Source organism: Chloroflexota bacterium (assembly GCA_026713825.1).
Lineage (GTDB): Bacteria > Chloroflexota > Dehalococcoidia > Lucifugimonadales > UBA1127 > UBA1127.
This window is the reverse complement of record JAPONS010000018.1, coordinates 1-14952: the sequence shown is the minus strand read 5'-3', so window position 1 is coordinate 14952 and position 14952 is coordinate 1. Positions and strand designations below refer to the sequence as shown.

At 65.7% G+C, this 14952-nt stretch carries 13 protein-coding genes, 1 tRNA gene and 2 rRNA genes; 8 read left to right on the top strand and 8 right to left on the bottom strand.

The features are described 5' to 3' along the window. Positions 1-81: 81 nt before the first annotated feature. The 8 genes from OXC99_02585 to OXC99_02550 all read right to left on the bottom strand — a co-directional run bounded on the left by OXC99_02585 (position 82) and on the right by OXC99_02550 (position 10079). Positions 82-249 carry a hypothetical protein gene (locus OXC99_02585; GenBank protein ID MCY4623877.1) on the bottom strand — a complete coding sequence of 56 codons (168 nt, stop codon included), beginning with the start codon at positions 247-249 and terminating at the stop codon, positions 82-84. 691 nt (positions 250-940) lie between these two features. Then, positions 941-3448: an ATP-dependent Clp protease ATP-binding subunit gene (locus tag OXC99_02580; protein MCY4623876.1), complete on the bottom strand. Its 2508-nt coding sequence runs from the start codon at positions 3446-3448 to the stop codon at positions 941-943. A 73-nt stretch (positions 3449-3521) separates the two neighbouring features. Next, a complete protein-coding gene (locus OXC99_02575; GenBank protein ID MCY4623875.1) occupies positions 3522-4601 on the bottom strand; it encodes a S1 RNA-binding domain-containing protein in 1080 nt (359 codons plus the stop codon). A gap of 321 nt (positions 4602-4922) precedes the next feature. Continuing rightward, complete coding sequence (locus OXC99_02570; protein ID MCY4623874.1) at positions 4923-5384, bottom strand: GyrI-like domain-containing protein; 462 nt, start codon at positions 5382-5384, stop codon at positions 4923-4925. A 99-nt stretch (positions 5385-5483) separates the two neighbouring features. Continuing rightward, positions 5484-5600, bottom strand: a 5S ribosomal RNA gene (gene rrf / locus OXC99_02565). A 95-nt stretch (positions 5601-5695) separates the two neighbouring features. Then, a 23S ribosomal RNA gene (locus tag OXC99_02560) occupies positions 5696-8671 on the bottom strand. A 215-nt stretch (positions 8672-8886) separates the two neighbouring features. Further along, positions 8887-9282, bottom strand: a complete 396-nt coding sequence (folB, locus tag OXC99_02555; GenBank protein MCY4623873.1) for a dihydroneopterin aldolase — start codon at positions 9280-9282, stop codon at positions 8887-8889. A 65-nt stretch (positions 9283-9347) separates the two neighbouring features. After that, a complete protein-coding gene (locus OXC99_02550; GenBank protein MCY4623872.1) occupies positions 9348-10079 on the bottom strand; it encodes a TlyA family RNA methyltransferase in 732 nt (243 codons plus the stop codon). Between the two features lie 130 nt (positions 10080-10209). On the opposite strand from OXC99_02550, the gene OXC99_02545 reads away from it, so the two are divergent. The 8 genes from OXC99_02545 to OXC99_02510 all read left to right on the top strand — a co-directional run bounded on the left by OXC99_02545 (position 10210) and on the right by OXC99_02510 (position 14937). After that, on the top strand, positions 10210-11112 hold the full coding sequence (locus OXC99_02545; GenBank protein MCY4623871.1) for a UbiA family prenyltransferase: 903 nt from the start codon (positions 10210-10212) through the stop codon (positions 11110-11112). Positions 11113-11246: 134 nt separating this feature from the next. Next, positions 11247-11384 (top strand): 50S ribosomal protein L34, encoded by a 138-nt coding sequence (rpmH, locus tag OXC99_02540; protein ID MCY4623870.1) that lies wholly within the window; start codon positions 11247-11249, stop codon positions 11382-11384. A gap of 41 nt (positions 11385-11425) precedes the next feature. After that, complete coding sequence (rnpA, locus tag OXC99_02535; GenBank protein ID MCY4623869.1) at positions 11426-11785, top strand: ribonuclease P protein component; 360 nt, start codon at positions 11426-11428, stop codon at positions 11783-11785. Next, entirely contained in the window at positions 11782-12033 is a 252-nt protein-coding gene (yidD, locus tag OXC99_02530) for a membrane protein insertion efficiency factor YidD (GenBank protein MCY4623868.1), read from the top strand. Before rnpA ends, yidD begins: the two co-directional genes overlap by 4 nt. A gap of 106 nt (positions 12034-12139) precedes the next feature. Continuing rightward, positions 12140-13255, top strand: coding sequence for a PQQ-binding-like beta-propeller repeat protein (locus tag OXC99_02525; protein MCY4623867.1), 1116 nt, complete (start codon positions 12140-12142; stop codon positions 13253-13255). Between the two features lie 11 nt (positions 13256-13266). After that, positions 13267-14196 (top strand): YidC/Oxa1 family membrane protein insertase, encoded by a 930-nt coding sequence (locus OXC99_02520; GenBank protein ID MCY4623866.1) that lies wholly within the window; start codon positions 13267-13269, stop codon positions 14194-14196. Then, on the top strand, positions 14084-14803 hold the full coding sequence (locus OXC99_02515; GenBank protein MCY4623865.1) for a protein jag: 720 nt from the start codon (positions 14084-14086) through the stop codon (positions 14801-14803). Before OXC99_02520 ends, OXC99_02515 begins: the two co-directional genes overlap by 113 nt. A gap of 57 nt (positions 14804-14860) precedes the next feature. Then, positions 14861-14937, top strand: a tRNA-Pro gene (locus tag OXC99_02510). Positions 14938-14952 lie beyond the last annotated feature (15 nt).

The following is a 14952-nucleotide window of genomic DNA, read 5'->3' as shown; positions in this document are numbered from 1 at the left end:
GTGCCGGACACGGGACGGCCCCCCGCGGAGCGGCGGCGACGGGGGCGGTAGGGGCGTACCAACCCCGTACACGACCTCTCCTCAGGACGTCGTCCCTAATTCCCGTACATCATCGGCGTGGTGCACGTCAAACGACAGTTCGTCGTCGTGGACGTCGCACACCATGCGCCAGCGCCGGATGACGTCCATGCCGAGGAGCGAGGGGAGCCAGCGGTTGTGGTCGAGTGGCGGCGCAGTGTCTATGCGCAAACGGTACGTGACGACCTGCGTTCCATGCAGGAAAGAAAGATCCGCAGTCTCACTATATTCTTCTTGACTGCTTATTCCAAACACTAACCCGCTCAGCGACAAGGCGCTGAGATCTAGACCCATAGACACCGTATCCGCTGGGTGGAGGGTTGTCACACCGCAACCGATGTCTACCAGGAAACCTACGCGCCGCATAAGGCCAAAACGGGGGAGGTGAACAATGCCCTCTACAAAAGGATGCCCGGCGAAATCCTGCTCAGTCGATGGAAACCACCCGCGGGGCATAGATTAGAGGACCAGCTTGACAGGGTCGGGGTTCAAGTAGCGTATAACGACATCGGTCCGGGGCAGCCCTTGGGCGCCCAGCTTCTCCACGAGGGCTTTCAGGGAGTCGGCCAATACCCACACATCGCCAATGGTTAGACCGAGCCATTTGCTGGGATGCTTCTGCACATATGCGCGATAGTGTGAGTCAATGAGTTTCCGCCGATGCTTGTAGTCGGCCTCTTCTTCCAGCCTATTGTCGCCATAAGAGTGCCTTCCGTTTGCCAAGAATGACACTGCTTGTTGGATATGCGCGCCGCGGTGTCACCGGCTGATGGCGCCATTCCAGCACACAGATGGAGCAGTGGAAAAGAGAGGCCGGACTGTGCTGCCAGTCCGGCCTCTTCTCTTGCGTCGCTTGTTGCGGCTAGGCGGCGGGCGCGGGCTCCGCCGGCTCCGTCGGTTCCGCGGCCTCCAGGCTGAGGCGGGTGACGATCTCGCCGTCCTCGTCGAGGTCGAGGAGGATGGTGTCGCCGGGGACGTACTTGCCGGCGAGGATCTCCTCGGAGAGCTTGTCCTCGACCTTGCTCTGGATGACGCGGCGCAGGGGCCGGGCGCCGAGGTGGGGGTCGTAGCCCTCTTCCGCGAGCTTCTCCTTGGCGGCGATGGTGGCGTCCATGTCCATTTCGGCGTCCTTGACCTCGTGGCGCACCTGCTTGAGCATCAGGTCCACGATTTGGACGATGTGCTCCTGCTCCAGCGCGTGGAAGACGACGGAGGCGTCGATGCGGTTCAGGAACTCGGGCCGGAAGAACCGCTTCACCTCTTCCATGACCTTGTCCCGCATGCGGACGTAGTCCTGCTCAAAGGCGCGGCCGTCGTTCTGCTTGGACGCGAAGCCCAGGCGGGTGTCGCGCTTGATGAGGTCCGAGCCCAGGTTGCTGGTCATGATGATGACGGCGTTGCGGAAGTCAACCTTGCGGCCCTTTGCGTCGGTCAGGTGGCCGTCGTCGAAGATCTGCAGCAGGATGTTGTAGACGTCGGGGTGCGCCTTCTCGATCTCGTCCAGAAGGATGACCGAGTGCGGCTTGCGGCGGATGGCCTCGGTGAGCTGGCCGCCGTCGTCGTAGCCGATGTAGCCGGGAGGGGCGCCGACGAGGCGCGCGACGGTGTGGCGCTCCATGAACTCCGACATGTCGAGCCGCGTCAGGGAGTCGTCGGAGCCGAAGAGGAACTCGGAGAGGGCCCTGGCCAGTTCGGTCTTGCCGACGCCCGTGGGGCCGAGGAAGGTGAAGACGCCGACAGGGCGGCGGGGGTCCTTGAGGCCGGAGCGGGCGCGGCGGACGGCCTTGGAGACGGCGACAATGGCCTCGTCCTGGCCGATGATGCGGTCGTGCAGGTGCTGCTCCATGTGGAGCAGCCGCTCGGTCTCGGCCGTCTGCAGGCGCGTGACGGGGATGCCCGTCCACATGCCGACGACCTCGGCGATGTCGTCCGGGGTGACGACGGGGTTTTCGTTCTCCTTGGTCTCCTGCCACTCGCCCTCAAGGCTCTCGACCTTGCCGGCGAGGCTGAGCTCACGCTCGCGGAGCTCGGCGGCGTACTCGTACTGCTGGTCGGAGAGGGCCTCTTCCTTCTCGCTGCGGACGTTCTCGAGCACCTTCATGGCTTCCTTGACGGAGAGGGGCATGGTGCTGTGGCGGATGCGGACGCGGGAAGCGGCCTCGTCGATGAGGTCGATGGCCTTGTCCGGGAGGAAGCGGTCGGGGATGAAGCGGGCGGCGAGCCTGGAGGCGGTGGTGAGGGCCTCGTCGCTGATGGTCAGGTTGTGGTGCTCCTCGTAGCGGCCCTTGACGTGGCGGAGGATCTCGGTGGTGTCCTCCTCGGAGGGCTCCTCCACGAGGACGGGCTGGAAGCGGCGTTCGAGGGCGGGGTCGCGCTCGACGTACTTGCGGTAGTCGTCCAGGGTCGTGGCGCCGATGACGCGGATCTCGCCGCGAGCCAGGGAGGGCTTCAGGATGTTGGCGGCGTCGACGGCGCCCTCGGCGGCGCCGGCGCCCACGAGGGTGTGCATCTCGTCGATGAACAGGATGCAGTTGCCGGCAGTCTTGATCTCCTCCAGCACCTTCTTGAGGCGCTCCTCGAACTCGCCGCGGTACTTGGTGCCGGCGACCAGCGCCCCCATGTCGAGGGTGACGAGGCGCTTGCCGTTCAGGGTGTCCGGCACGTCGTTGGAGATGATCCTCTGCGCCAGGGCCTCGACGATTGCGGTCTTGCCGACGCCGGGCTCGCCCATGAGGACCGGGTTGTTCTTGGTGCGGCGCGAGAGGATCTGGACGGCGCGCTGCAGCTCCTTCTGGCGGCCCCAGACCGGGTCCAGCTTGTTGTTGCGGGAGAGGGCCGTGAGGTCCACGCCCAACTGGTCGAGGATGGGGGTGCGGGTGGAGCTTGCGCTGCTGCCGCGGCCCTGTTGCTGCCCGGGGGAGATGCTCTGGCTCAGGAGCCGCTGCGTCTCCGCGCGGACCTTGTCCAGGGTGACGCCCAGGCTCTCGAGCACGCCGGCGGCGACGCCCTCGCCCTCACGCATGAGGCCGATGAGCAGGTGCTCCGTGCCGATGTAGTGGTGGCTCATGCGCCGGGCCTCGTCCACGGCGAGCTCGATGACGCGCTTGGCGCGCGGCGTGAGGCCGATGTTCTCGCCGGAAACGGGCTTCTCGCCCCGGCCGATGATGAACTCCACGGCAGAGCGCACCTTGCTGAGCTCAATCCCCAGGTTGCTGAGGACGCGGGCGGCGACACCCTCCGTCTCCCGCACCAGACCGAGGAGGATGTGCTCCGTGCCGATATAGTTGTGGTTGAATCGGAGCGCCTCTTCCTGAGATAGAGAGAGAACCCTGCGTGCCCGTTCCGAGAACTTCTCAAACCTGCTTGCCATGGCCTACCCCCAAACCCGTTTTGCCTGGGCTGGTCACCAGAAACTGTAAAAGGGCGAACGCGCCTTGGAAAACCTAGATCTCCTCCAGCGCTCGCCTTCTGCTGAGTGCCAATCGGTGCCGTTCCGGGTCGACGTTCAGGATCTTGAGCTCAAGAACCTCACCTTCATGCACTGCTTCTTTGGGATGTTCAATGTGCCTGGCGCTGAGCTCAGAGATGTGAATGAGGCCTTCAATACCCTCTTCAATCTGAGCAAATGCGCCGAAACTTGTCAACCTTGTTATTGTACCGTTAACGATTTGACCCGGCTGAAAGTTCTCCGTCACCCAGTCCCACGGCTCCGGATTGAGCCGGCGGAGGCTGAGGGATATCCGCTGCCGCTCCTGGTCCACCCGCAGCACCAGGACGTTGACCTCGTCCCCCACCTTGACGATCTGCTCCGGGTCCGCGACCGGCTGCCACGCGAGTTCCGAGGTGTGGATGAGCCCGTCGGCGCCGCCAAGGTCGACGAAGACGCCGAACTTGGAGATGCCGCTGACCTTGCCCGTGCGGGTCTCTCCCTCCACCAACTCCTGCAACAGCCGGGTCTTCTGCGCGTCCCGCGCGCTCTGCCATGCGAGCCGCTCCGAGAGGATGGCGCGCCGGCGCCTGCGGTCCACCTCGAGGACCTTGTATTCCTGCGGCTGGCCGGGCGTCACTGTGCCGCCGGCCTCCGCCTGCTGTCGCTGGTCGCGAGTGGCGGGCAGGAGGTGGGATAGAGGGACGAAGGCCTGCACACCCTCCACCAGCACTACGGCGCCCCCGCGGTTGTGCTCAATGATGACTCCTTCCACCAGATCGCCGGACTCCATGGCTTTTTCAAGAATGACCCAGCCCTGCTCGCTGCGGGCGCGGTCCAGGGACAGGAGGGCGGTGCCCTCTTCCCCCTCGGTGCGGAGCACATACGCAATCAGCGGCGCGCCGACCTCCAGGGCCGCGAGAGCATCGGGAGTAAGGCTTCGGGCTTCCCGGGTGGGGATTATGCCTTCAGATTTGCCGCCCACGTTGACCAGGATGCCCTCTTGGTCAACGCGCATGACCACGCCCTCAACAACCTCTCCCCGCCGGAGGTCTTTCCAACCGCCCTCCAGCTCCAAGAGCTCACCCATGGTCATGGTTTCTGGGGTCTGTTCATGTGGAGACGAGACCACGGTCAATACCTGCCGCTGCTCGAATACGAGACGCCCCCATTGTAGCTTCAAGCAATAGAGCGTGTAAAGGTCAAACAGCTTGTGTGATTGCCTTGACTTGGGGGCTTTCACGGCTTTGAAAAGCCGTCTGTCCACCGCGTCAAGCGGAACTGAGCGCCTCGTTCGGTTACAAGGACGCGCGCAAGGTCACTCCCGTTCCATGCACGGGCGGCAGGGGAGGACTCCGGGGCCGTAGCTGCACGGGCTGACGTCCAGGGCGCGAAGCGGGGTTGATGCGCCTGTCCCTCAGCGCACGGGGAAGAAGATGTCTGTGCGCCACTTCGATTGGTCGGGCTCGGCGCCGGGGTCGGTGACGTAGACCTCCCAGGGCGGGCCGGCGGGCTCGATCCCCTGCGACCCCATCCACGACAGGAGAGCGTTCCACGACTTCGGCAGGTCATCGTAGGGGCCCATGTGGGTGACGGTGGCGGCGGTGCAGGCGGGCAGCTCGCCAGCCTGGACGCGGCCCGCGCCCGCGATGGGCGCAGCGACGGGCATGCCGCACTCGAAGTCGACGGTGGCCCCCTCCATCGCGAAGTAGCGGGAGAAGGGCATGCCGGAGGGCTGCTGCCCGTTCTGCTGGATGTGCGCGTAGACCTCGCCGAAATGGGCGCCCAGCAGCTCCGGGAGCTTGTCGGCCGTGGTCGTTGCGCGGATGGTCAGGATGTGCTGCGCCTCGACCCGCTTGGTCTCGAATGCCTGCTCCATGTGCTTTGCCTCCTGGTGTGTGCTGGCCGTGAGTCCGGCGCGCGCCCTGCGGCAATGGCCGCACCGGGGCGGGGACGGCGAGGGGCAAAAAAAGAAGCCCCCGGGCAACGGCCGATTTTCCCACCCCCTCCCGAGGGCAGTATCGTTGGCGCTGAGGCGTTTCACTTCCGTGTTCGGAATGGGAACGGGTGGTTCCACCTCGCTCTAGTCACCCGGGGAATGCTTCACGTGCTGCACGCGGCGTCCCGCCGGGAGGGCGGGACGGAAGAAGAGCAAGGTCATGCAATCGGGGAGGAGCCCCGAGCCTTGGAGTGGGGAAGGCCTCGGCCGATGAGGAACGGTCAGCTGAAGCAGTTGCCTGCCTTGCACCTCCGTCCTCTAAGCAGGTGGTCTACCTGCGGCCTTACTTCCGAGTTGGAATGGGAGGCCTCGTCTTGGGGAAGGTTTCGCGCTTAGATGCTTTCAGCGCTTCTCCTGGCCGGCCATGGCTACCCGGCTACGCCCTTGGCAGGACCACCGGCACACCAGAGGGCCGTCCCTCCCGGTCCTCTCGTACTAGGGAGGGGTCCCCGCAAGCCTCCTACGCCCACGGCAGATAGAGACCGAACTGTCTCACGACGTTCTGAACCCAACTCACGTACCCCTTTAACGGGCGAACAGCCCGACCCTTGGGACCTTCTTCAGCCCCAGGATGGGATGAGTCGACATCGAGGTGCCAAACCTTGCCGTCGATAGGAACTCTTGGGCAAGATCAGCCTGTTATCCCCGGGGTAGCTTTTATCCGTTAAGCCACGGCCCTTCCACTCGGTACCGTGGGATCACTTGGCCCGGCTTTCGCCCCTGCTTGGGGTGTTTCCCTCGCAGTCAAGCCCCCTTCTGCCCATACACGCGCCGGACGATGGCCATCCGTCCTGAGGGGACCTTGGGGCGCCTCCGTTACCTTTTAGGAGGCGACCGCCCCAGTCAAACTACCCGCCTGGCAGCGTCCCTCGGTGGGTGCCGAGGTGAGGGCCAAAATCAGGGAAGGGTGGTATTTCACCAACGACTCCACTCCGGCTGACGCCGAAGCTTCCCAGTCTCCCACCTATCCTACACATCCCGGACCCCAGTCCGGTGCCAGGGTGCAGTAAAGCTCCACGGGGTCTTTTTGTCCCGCCGCGGGTCGCCCGCATCTTCACAGGCCTTGCAATTTCACCGAGCCCTCCGCTGAGACAGTTCTCCAGTCGTTCCGCCATTCATGCGGGTCGGAACTTACCCGACAAGGGATTTCGCTACCTTAGGACCGTTAGAGTTACGGCCGCCGTTCACCGGGGCTTCAGTTCAAAGCTCTCACCTCTCCCTTTAACCTTCCGGCACTGGGCAGGCGTCAGTCTCTATACGTAGGGTTTCCCCTTAGCAGAGACCTAGGTTTTTGGTAAACAGTCGCCAGAGATGCTGCGCTGCGGCCCACCGACGCTTCGAGAGCGTGTCTCTACACGCCAGCGGGCGCCCCTTATCCCAAAGTTACGGGGCTCTTTTGCCGAGTTCCTTAGCGGAGGTTCGCTCGGACGCCTTGGGGTGCTTACCCCAGCCCACCTGTGGCGGTTTGCGGTACGGGCGCCCAGACGTCTCCTTACGAGGCTTTTCTTGGAGGCCTGGCGTCAGAGGAATTTGCTTGGCCGTAGCCAGGCATTTGGGCTCCGCCTCCGTCTCGCGCCGGGGATTTGCCTCCGGCGGTCATAGACCTACACGGGCCCACGCCCCATGTCCGATGGGGGCGCTCCCCCTAGCCTTCCCCGTCCCCCCGTAGATCAACGAGGTCTGGGCGGTGCTGGAATGTTGACCAGCTGTCCATCGCCTACGCCTTGCGGCTTTGGCTTAGGTCCCGACTTACCCTACGCCGTCTGACGTTCCGTAGGAAACCTTGGGCTTTCGGCGCCCTGGGTTTTCACCAGGGTTGGCGCTACTCATCCCGGGATTCTCCCCCCCCGCCGCTCCACCCAGACTTGCCGTCTGAACTTCAGCGCTGACGGGGACGCTCCCCTACCACTCGGTCATATGACCGAGTCCGCGGCTTCGGCGGCGGACTTAGCCCCGTGACATTGTCGGCGCAGAACCCCTCGACCGGTGAGCTATTACGCACTCTTTGAAGGATGGCTGCTTCTAAGCCAACCTCCCGGCTGTCTGGGGAACTCCACATCCTTGCACACTGAGTCCGCACTTAGGGGCCTTAGCCGGCGGTCTGGGCTGTTGCCCTCTCGACGATGGAGCTTATCCTTCACCGTCTCACTCCTGCGCATGGTCTACCGGCATTGGGGGTTTGGTTGGGGTCGGTAAGCTCGCGCCCCCTAACCCATCCAGAGCCCTACCTCCGGCAGCCTAATCGCAGGGCTGCCCCTAAAGGCATTTCGGGGAGAACCAGCTATCTCCGAGCTCGATTGGCATTTCACCGCTACCCTCAGCTCATCCCAGATCTTTGCCCCGATCACGGGTTCGGGCTTCCAGTTCAGGTTAGTGAACCTTCACCCTGGCCAAGGGTAGGTCGCTCGGTTTCGGGTCTTTTAAAAGCGACTCTACGCCCTATTCAGACTCGGTTTCCCTACGGCTCCGAGATTGCGTTCTCTTAACCTTGCCGCTCCTAAAAACTCCCCGGATCATTCTTCAATAAGCACGCCATCACCCTTCCTAAGAAGGGCTCTGACTGTCTGTAGGCTCACGGTTTCAGGTCTTTTTACCCCCCTTTCGGGGTGCTTTTCACCTTTCCCTCACGGTACTGGTTCACTATCGGTCGCCTGGAGTATTTCGCCTTGGAGGGTGGTCCCCCCAGCTTCCCACGGGATTCCTCGTGCCCCGTGGTACTCGGGAACACTCCGGGCCGGGGTCCAGCCTTCACCTACCGGGCTATCACCGTCTCTGGCAGCCCATTCCAGGGTCTTTCGGCTGACCGAACCCCTGCGCCCTGGGACGTCTGAGACCGTCCCAAGAGTGCCCCACAACCCCGCACAGACATAAGCTCTCAGGCCGTTAGGTCCATGCGGTTTGGGCGACACCCCGTTCGCTCGCCGCTACTTGGGGTATCGCGGTTGCTTCCTTTTCCTCAGGGTACTGAGATGTTTCAGTTCCCCCGGTTCCCCTCTCTGGGCCCTTCCCCAGAGATGACAGGGCTTAAACACCCTGCCGGGTTTCCCCATTCGGGCATCCCGGGCTTAGCGTGCTTGACCACTCACCCGGGCATATCGTCGTCTGGCCACGCCCTTCATCGGCTCCAAGCGCCTAGGCATCCTCCGTGAGCCCTTCGCACCTTCCCCACTACAAGGCTCGATGCTGCTCCCTTACTTGCACTTTGCTTGCTCTTCAGTTGGTAACGTGCAGTCTTCCGGTGGTCCAGGGTAGAGACACAAAGACGGCGCTCGGGGGGCTTCCCCCGGCCGCCGCCTGAGGATTCCGCCTTGGGTTGCGTACTATGCGCTGCCCTGCATTCCCTGTCCTTTGGAAGGTTGAATCAACTATACCGCAGTCATTTTCACGTCGTCAAGGGCGGTTTCGCGCGGATTTCGACGCCCTCACCCGCGCCGGTATACCTCCCGGCCCCGCTGAGGACGGCCCCGGGTATGGGTGGCGAGGGCTTGGTCACCCGCACCCCGCGCACCGGCTGCTCCTCCAGTAGCCGCCCGGCGACGCTCTCAGCGACGGCCTCGATCAGCCGCCTCGGCGCGCCCTCGACCACGTCGCGGGCGGTGGCGAACACGGCGGCGTAGTTGACCGCGTGGGTGATGTCGTCGCGCCGGCCCCCCTCCCGCGTGTCCGTCTCAATCTCGATGTCGACGATGAATCGCCGACCCAGCCGTTGCTCCTCATCCCTCACCCCGTGGCAGCCGTAGAACACCATGCCGGTCAGGATGATCTTGTCGTCCTCCATCATGCGCCTCCTTTAGGCTTCCCCCGCGGAGGGCGCGGCCTGTTTCCCCGGGCGCGGCCCGAAGCTCAAACAACCTCCAGCAGCACAAAAAACTCGCGGTTGCCGTCCGTGCCGGTGATGGGGGAGGGCACGATGCCCCGCAGCCTGTGCCCCTCCCCGATGGCCCATTGCACGAAGCCGCCGACGACTGCCGCGTGCGTCTTCGGCTCGCGGACGATGCCGCCGCGGCCGACCGCCGACCGTTCCGCCTCAAACTGCGGCTTTACCAGCACGAGCATGCGCCCGCCGGGCCGCAGGTGCGCGGCCATCTGCGGCACCACCAGCCGCAGCGAGATGAAGGAGACGTCGGCGACGGCCATGTCGACGGGCTCCGGCAGCGGGAAGGGGTTGCGCGCGTTGACGCCCTCCTGCGTGGTGACTCGCGGGTCCTGCCGCAGCTTGTGCGCCAACTGCCCGCGCCCCACGTCGACGGCGTAGACGCGCGCGGCCCCGCGCTGGAGCAGGCAGTCCGTGAACCCGCCCGTCGACGCGCCGACGTCGAGGACGACGGCCCCCGCCGGGTCGAGGCCCAGGGCGTCGAGCGCGCCGGCCATCTTGTCGCCGCCCCGGCCGACGTACTGTAGCGGCGCCCGCACGTCCACCTGGGCCTCAGCCGGCACCGTCGAGCCCGGCTTGGTGATGGTACGCCCATCGACGGTGACGCTGCCCGCCATCAGGAGGGCCTGCGCCTTCTCCCGCGTCGGCGCGAGCCCCCGCTCCACCATCAGCACGTCGATGCGCCTGCGCTTTGTGGTCATGTTCCGCAATCCGCCTTGGTCCGGGCATTGAGCGCGAGAAGGCCGTTGGACACACACGCCGCGCCGTTGACGATGCCCCGCTTCACTTCCTATGATGCGGCACATGCCGCTGCATGGGAAAGGGGGAACTGTGCTCCTTGGCAGTCTGCTGCGGGCCATGCGGCCCCGGCAGTGGGCCAAGAACGGCATCATTTACTTCGCCTTCGTCTTCTCCCTCAATCAGCGGTGGGAGTTCGCCCAGTGGCGCGAGGGCCTTGAGTTGTTCGCCCTTGCGACCGCCGCCTTCCTCCTCTGGTGCCTTGTCGCCAGCGCGACCTACCTCGTCAACGACCTGCTCGACGCCCCCCGCGACCGGCTCCACCCGCGCAAGCGTGACCGGCCCATCGCCGCCGGCCTTCTCTCCGCTCGATCGGCGTCCGTTGCGGCGGCGGTCTTGTTCGTCGTGGGGATCGGGCTGTCGTTCCTGCTGCAGCCGTGGTTCGGCGTCACGGCCCTGGCGTACCTCGGGCTGACGCTGGGGTACTCTGCGCTCCTGAAGCGCGTGCCCGTGGTCGACGTCCTGGCGCTGAGCAGCGTCTACGTGCTGCGGGCCGTCGCGGGGGCAGTGGTCATTAATGTGCCCATCTCGCCGTGGCTGTACGCCGTGACGGGCCTCGGCGCGATGATGATCGTGCTGGGCAAGCGCCGGGGCGAGCTGGTGACCGCGGCTGCGGGCGGCGCGGAGCAGCAGCGGGCGGTCCTGGGCGCGTACAGCTTGAAGTTGTTGGACGCCCTAATCTACGCCAGCGCCGCGGGGTTGCTCGCCGCCTACGTCATCTACACGCTGACGGCGTCCGGCCTGCCCGGAAACATGGCGATGGCCCTCACGATCCCCTTCGCCGCCTTCGGCCTCTACCGCTACCTCCGCCTCCTCTACCGCGACGGCATGGCGGGCGAGACGCCGGAGGAGATGTTCCTGAGCGACAGGCCGCTGCAGGCCGCCGCCGTCCTCGGCCTGGCGACCGTGCTGACGGTGCTGTCATTGGGGCGGTAGCTGTGCATTGCCATCGCTCCCCATAGTGACGCAACACACCAGCGATGTTATACTTTCCCCGCAATATGCAAATGTAGTGACGCCTCCTTCGCGCCCGTCGGGGTCGGCAAGAGGCGGTCAGGTGCGGTGAAACAATGCCAAAGCGGACGCTCCAACCCAAGACCCGGTACCGTAAGAACACCCACGGCTTCAGGGTGCGCATGCGCTCTCGAGAGGGACGGATGGTGCTGAAGCGCCGCCGGCTCAAGGGCCGCGTGCGGCTGGCGGGCTAGGCCCCGGGTGCCCTTCGGACGCACCATGCGTCACGGCGACCATGCTGCCGCGCCAACACCGCCTCACGAAGAAGGCCAGCTTTGACGCCGTGTTTGCGCATGGGCGCAGGTGGGCCGGGAAGCACGTAACCATCAGAACATTTCCCAATGGGACGGACGCGTACCGCTGCGGATTGTCCGCCAGCAAGGCGGTCGGCAACGCGGTGGTGCGCAATCGGGTCAAGCGGCGGCTCCGGGAGATCATCCGCGGGGCCAACGTCGCGCCCGGCTACGACGTGGTCGTGGTGGCGCGGCCCTCGGCCGCAGAGGCCCCGTACGCGGGGCTCCGCGCCGACGTGATTGGACTGTTGCGGCGCGCCAAAGTATGCAGCGCGCCGGCTGAACAAGGGGAGGACAGGTGAAGGGGCTGACCCTCGCGCTGGTCCGGTTCTACCAGAGACTCGTTTCACCCGTGTTGGGCGCCCGGTGCCGCTACCTGCCGACGTGCTCTGAGTACACCTGTGAGGCCATCGAATTGCACGGCACGCTCCGGGGCGGCGGGCTCGCGCTGCGCCGCATCGTCCGCTGCACTCCGTGGGGCGGCAGCGGCTACGACCCCGTCCCTCACGCCCGCGAAGCGCCGCAAGCGCAGGGCATGGAAAACCGATGACTACGTGGGCTGCCAGAGTGCGCCCGGAAGAGGACATCCGTCAGTGACGCCGTCTGTTAAGCCTGGACATTGGTGGGTTCCGGTCCTGCTCGTCTCACTGCTCGCTATGCTCGGCGGGTGCGGGATCGACCGGTTCGACGCGAAGGGCTGGGCCGGCCTGGCCGTTGACGGCGACGCCCTCTACGTGACCTCCGGCGACGGCCGCGTCTACGCCCTGAACATCGCCGGGGACGCCGAGGGCACGGGAGGCCGCCCCGCACTGCTGTACAACCCCTTCCCGGCCACCAATGAGGACGGCATCGGTCCCGTCTACAGCTCGCCGGCGCTGGGCGCATACGACGGAGCATCCGGGTCCGGGCGGGAGAGCATCTTCGTCGTCACCTATGAGGACCCCCAGGAAGATGACAACGTCGGTGCCAACGTCTTCGCGCTGAACGCCGAGACCGGCATCCAGAACTGGTCAACCATCCTGCCGGGCCGCATCGTGGGCTCGCCCGCGGTGGCGGGCAACTCCCTCGTGGTCGGCACCACCGACGGCAGCCTCCATGCCATCGCGCTGCCGGAGGACCCGGCTGCGCTGCCGGGCAGAACGTGGGCGCCATTCCAGGCCGACGACAAGATCTGGTCACGCGCCACCGTGGACAACGGCACGCTCTATTTCGGGACCCTTGGGCACACGGTCTACGCCGTCAGCCTGGCCGACGGGAAGGAGCGGTGGAGCGTATCGCTGGACGGCGCAGTCGTCGGCAGCCCGCTCGTCCTGAACGGCACCCTCTACGTCGGCGCGCTCGACCGCACGCTGTACGCGCTGAACGCCGAGAGCGGCGAGGAGCGGTGGCGCTTCGAGGGCGACGGCTGGTTCTGGGCGTCGCCCGTGCACGACAACGGCGTCATCTATGCCGCCACGCTGGCGGGCAGCCTGTACGCCCTCGACGCCTCCGGCAACCGGCTCTGGTCGGTCCCCGCCGAGGCCAGCGGGCCAATTGTCGCCGCCCCCCAGGTGCTGGAGCGCTCCGTGGTCGTCGCGACGACGGAGAAAATCGTGCACCAGTTCAGCCGCGTCGACGGGATCGAGGAGTGGTCGATCGGCGTCGGCGAGCAGGTGCGCGCCGAACTCGCCAGCCGCGGCGAGGTGGTCTACCTGATCGACACCGACGGCGTGGTGCACGCGCTGCACACCGGCCAGCGCCGCGAGCTCTGGACGTACCCGACGCAGAATTAGGGGAACAGCCAGTGGAACTGCTTGGCGACCTGTTTCGAGAGATCTTGATGCGGCCCATGGCGAACAGCCTGGTGCTGCTCTACCTTGCTCTCTTCAACAACTTCGGCCTGAGCATCATCGTCTTCACGGTGCTCATCCGGGCCGCGACGATGCAGCTCACCCTCAAGCAGATCAAGTCCACGCGCGCCATGTCCACTCTGCAGCCCAAGATGAAGGAGCTGCAGGCCAAGTACAAGAACGACCGGCAGAAGCTCTCGTCGGAGACGTTCAAGCTCTACAAAGAGCACGGGGTAAACCCCATCGGCTGCCTGGGGCCGCTGGTCATCCAGTTCCCCATCTGGATCGGCCTCTACTGGGCGCTCATTCGCGTGCTGCCCTCCAGCCCGGAGAACCTGGTCGACCTGTCCGGGCTGCTCTACGGCTGGCTGCCGGTAGTGCACAGCGCCGTGCCCGTCGACAGCACCTTCCTCTGGCTGGACCTGGCGGTGCCGGACACGCTGCCCGTCATGCCGCTGCTGGTGGGCGCGTCCATGTGGGTCCAGCAGAAGATGATGACCTACCCCAGCCAGGACCCCAAGCAGGCGCAGACTCAGCAGATGATGCTGTGGATGATGCCGCTGCTCTTTGTGTTCCTGACCTTCAGTTTTCCCAGCGGACTGGCGCTCTACTGGCTGGCGTCCAACATCATGGGCGTCGCCATTCAATACGTAACCACGGGTTGGGGCGGCCTCCGGCCATCGCAGCTGCAGCCAAGGGATGCCGGAGCGCCGGCCCTGGCCGCGGCGGGCGCGGACGGCGGGACCCAATCGACGGAGGAGCTGTCAAGCAATGGAGAAGGTGGAAGCGAACGGCAAGACAGTCGAAGAGGCAATCGAGCTGGCTCTAAAGCAACTCGACGCAAGACGCGAAGAGGCCGAAATCGAGGTTCTCAGCCACGGTAAGGCCGGCATCTTCGGCTTCGGATCGGAGCCGGCCCGGGTCCGTGCGACCCTTCTTGAGGACGGCGGGCTCGTGCAGTCCGCCAAGGCGATAGTGGACGACCTGCTGCGCGCCATGGGCGTCAGCGCCGTGTCCACCATCTCCAAGCCGCCCGCCGACTCGCCGGACACGCAGCTCATCGAGATCACCGGCGATGACTCCGGCCTCCTCATCGGCCGGCGGGGCGAGACGCTGCGCGTCATGCAGTTCATGATGAACCTGCTCCTGAGCCGCAACCCGGACCAGCAGGAGGGCCGCGTCATGCTGGACGTCGAGCAGTACCGCCACCGGCGGACGCAGGTGCTCAAGGGCCTCGCCCTGCGCGTCGCCGAGCGCGTCGCCGGCTCCGGCCGCGCCTTCACGCTCGAACCCATGTCCGCCTCCGAGCGCCGCGCCATCCACGTCGCCCTCACGGACCACCCCCGCGTCGTCACGCAGAGCGTCGGCGAGGGCGAGGACCGCAAGGTCATGGTCATGCCGCGGACGGGCGACGCCCTGCCCCGCGTCCGCCCCAGCCGTGGGCGCCGCCGCCCGCAGGGGCAGCCGCAGCCGAGGCCCTCGGGCGACTGACGCGCCCGTAGCGCCGGGCGCGGCGGTAGCCCTATAATTGAATGGTTGTGCCAACATCGGGGAGTAGCGCAGCTCGGTAGCGCGCTTCGTTCGGGACGAAGAGGTCCCGGGTTCAAATCCCGGCTCCCCGACCAACAGACGCTCCAGGG

Bases quoted from the DNA above. Each gene is read 5' to 3' on its own strand.
- OXC99_02580 (MCY4623876.1), bottom strand. From the start codon at position 3,448: ATGGCAAGCAGGTTTGAGAAGTTCTCGGAACGGGCACGCAGGGTTCTC.
- OXC99_02575 (MCY4623875.1), bottom strand. From the start codon at position 4,601: ATGACCATGGGTGAGCTCTTGGAGCTGGAGGGCGGTTGGAAAGACCTC.
- OXC99_02570 (MCY4623874.1), bottom strand. From the start codon at position 5,384: ATGGAGCAGGCATTCGAGACCAAGCGGGTCGAGGCGCAGCACATCCTG.
- folB (MCY4623873.1), bottom strand. From the start codon at position 9,282: ATGGAGGACGACAAGATCATCCTGACCGGCATGGTGTTCTACGGCTGC.
- OXC99_02550 (MCY4623872.1), bottom strand. From the start codon at position 10,079: ATGACCACAAAGCGCAGGCGCATCGACGTGCTGATGGTGGAGCGGGGG.
- rpmH (MCY4623870.1), top strand. From the start codon at position 11,247: ATGCCAAAGCGGACGCTCCAACCCAAGACCCGGTACCGTAAGAACACC.
- rnpA (MCY4623869.1), top strand. From the start codon at position 11,426: ATGCTGCCGCGCCAACACCGCCTCACGAAGAAGGCCAGCTTTGACGCC.
- OXC99_02525 (MCY4623867.1), top strand. From the start codon at position 12,140: ATGCTCGGCGGGTGCGGGATCGACCGGTTCGACGCGAAGGGCTGGGCC.
- OXC99_02515 (MCY4623865.1), top strand. From the start codon at position 14,084: ATGGAGAAGGTGGAAGCGAACGGCAAGACAGTCGAAGAGGCAATCGAG.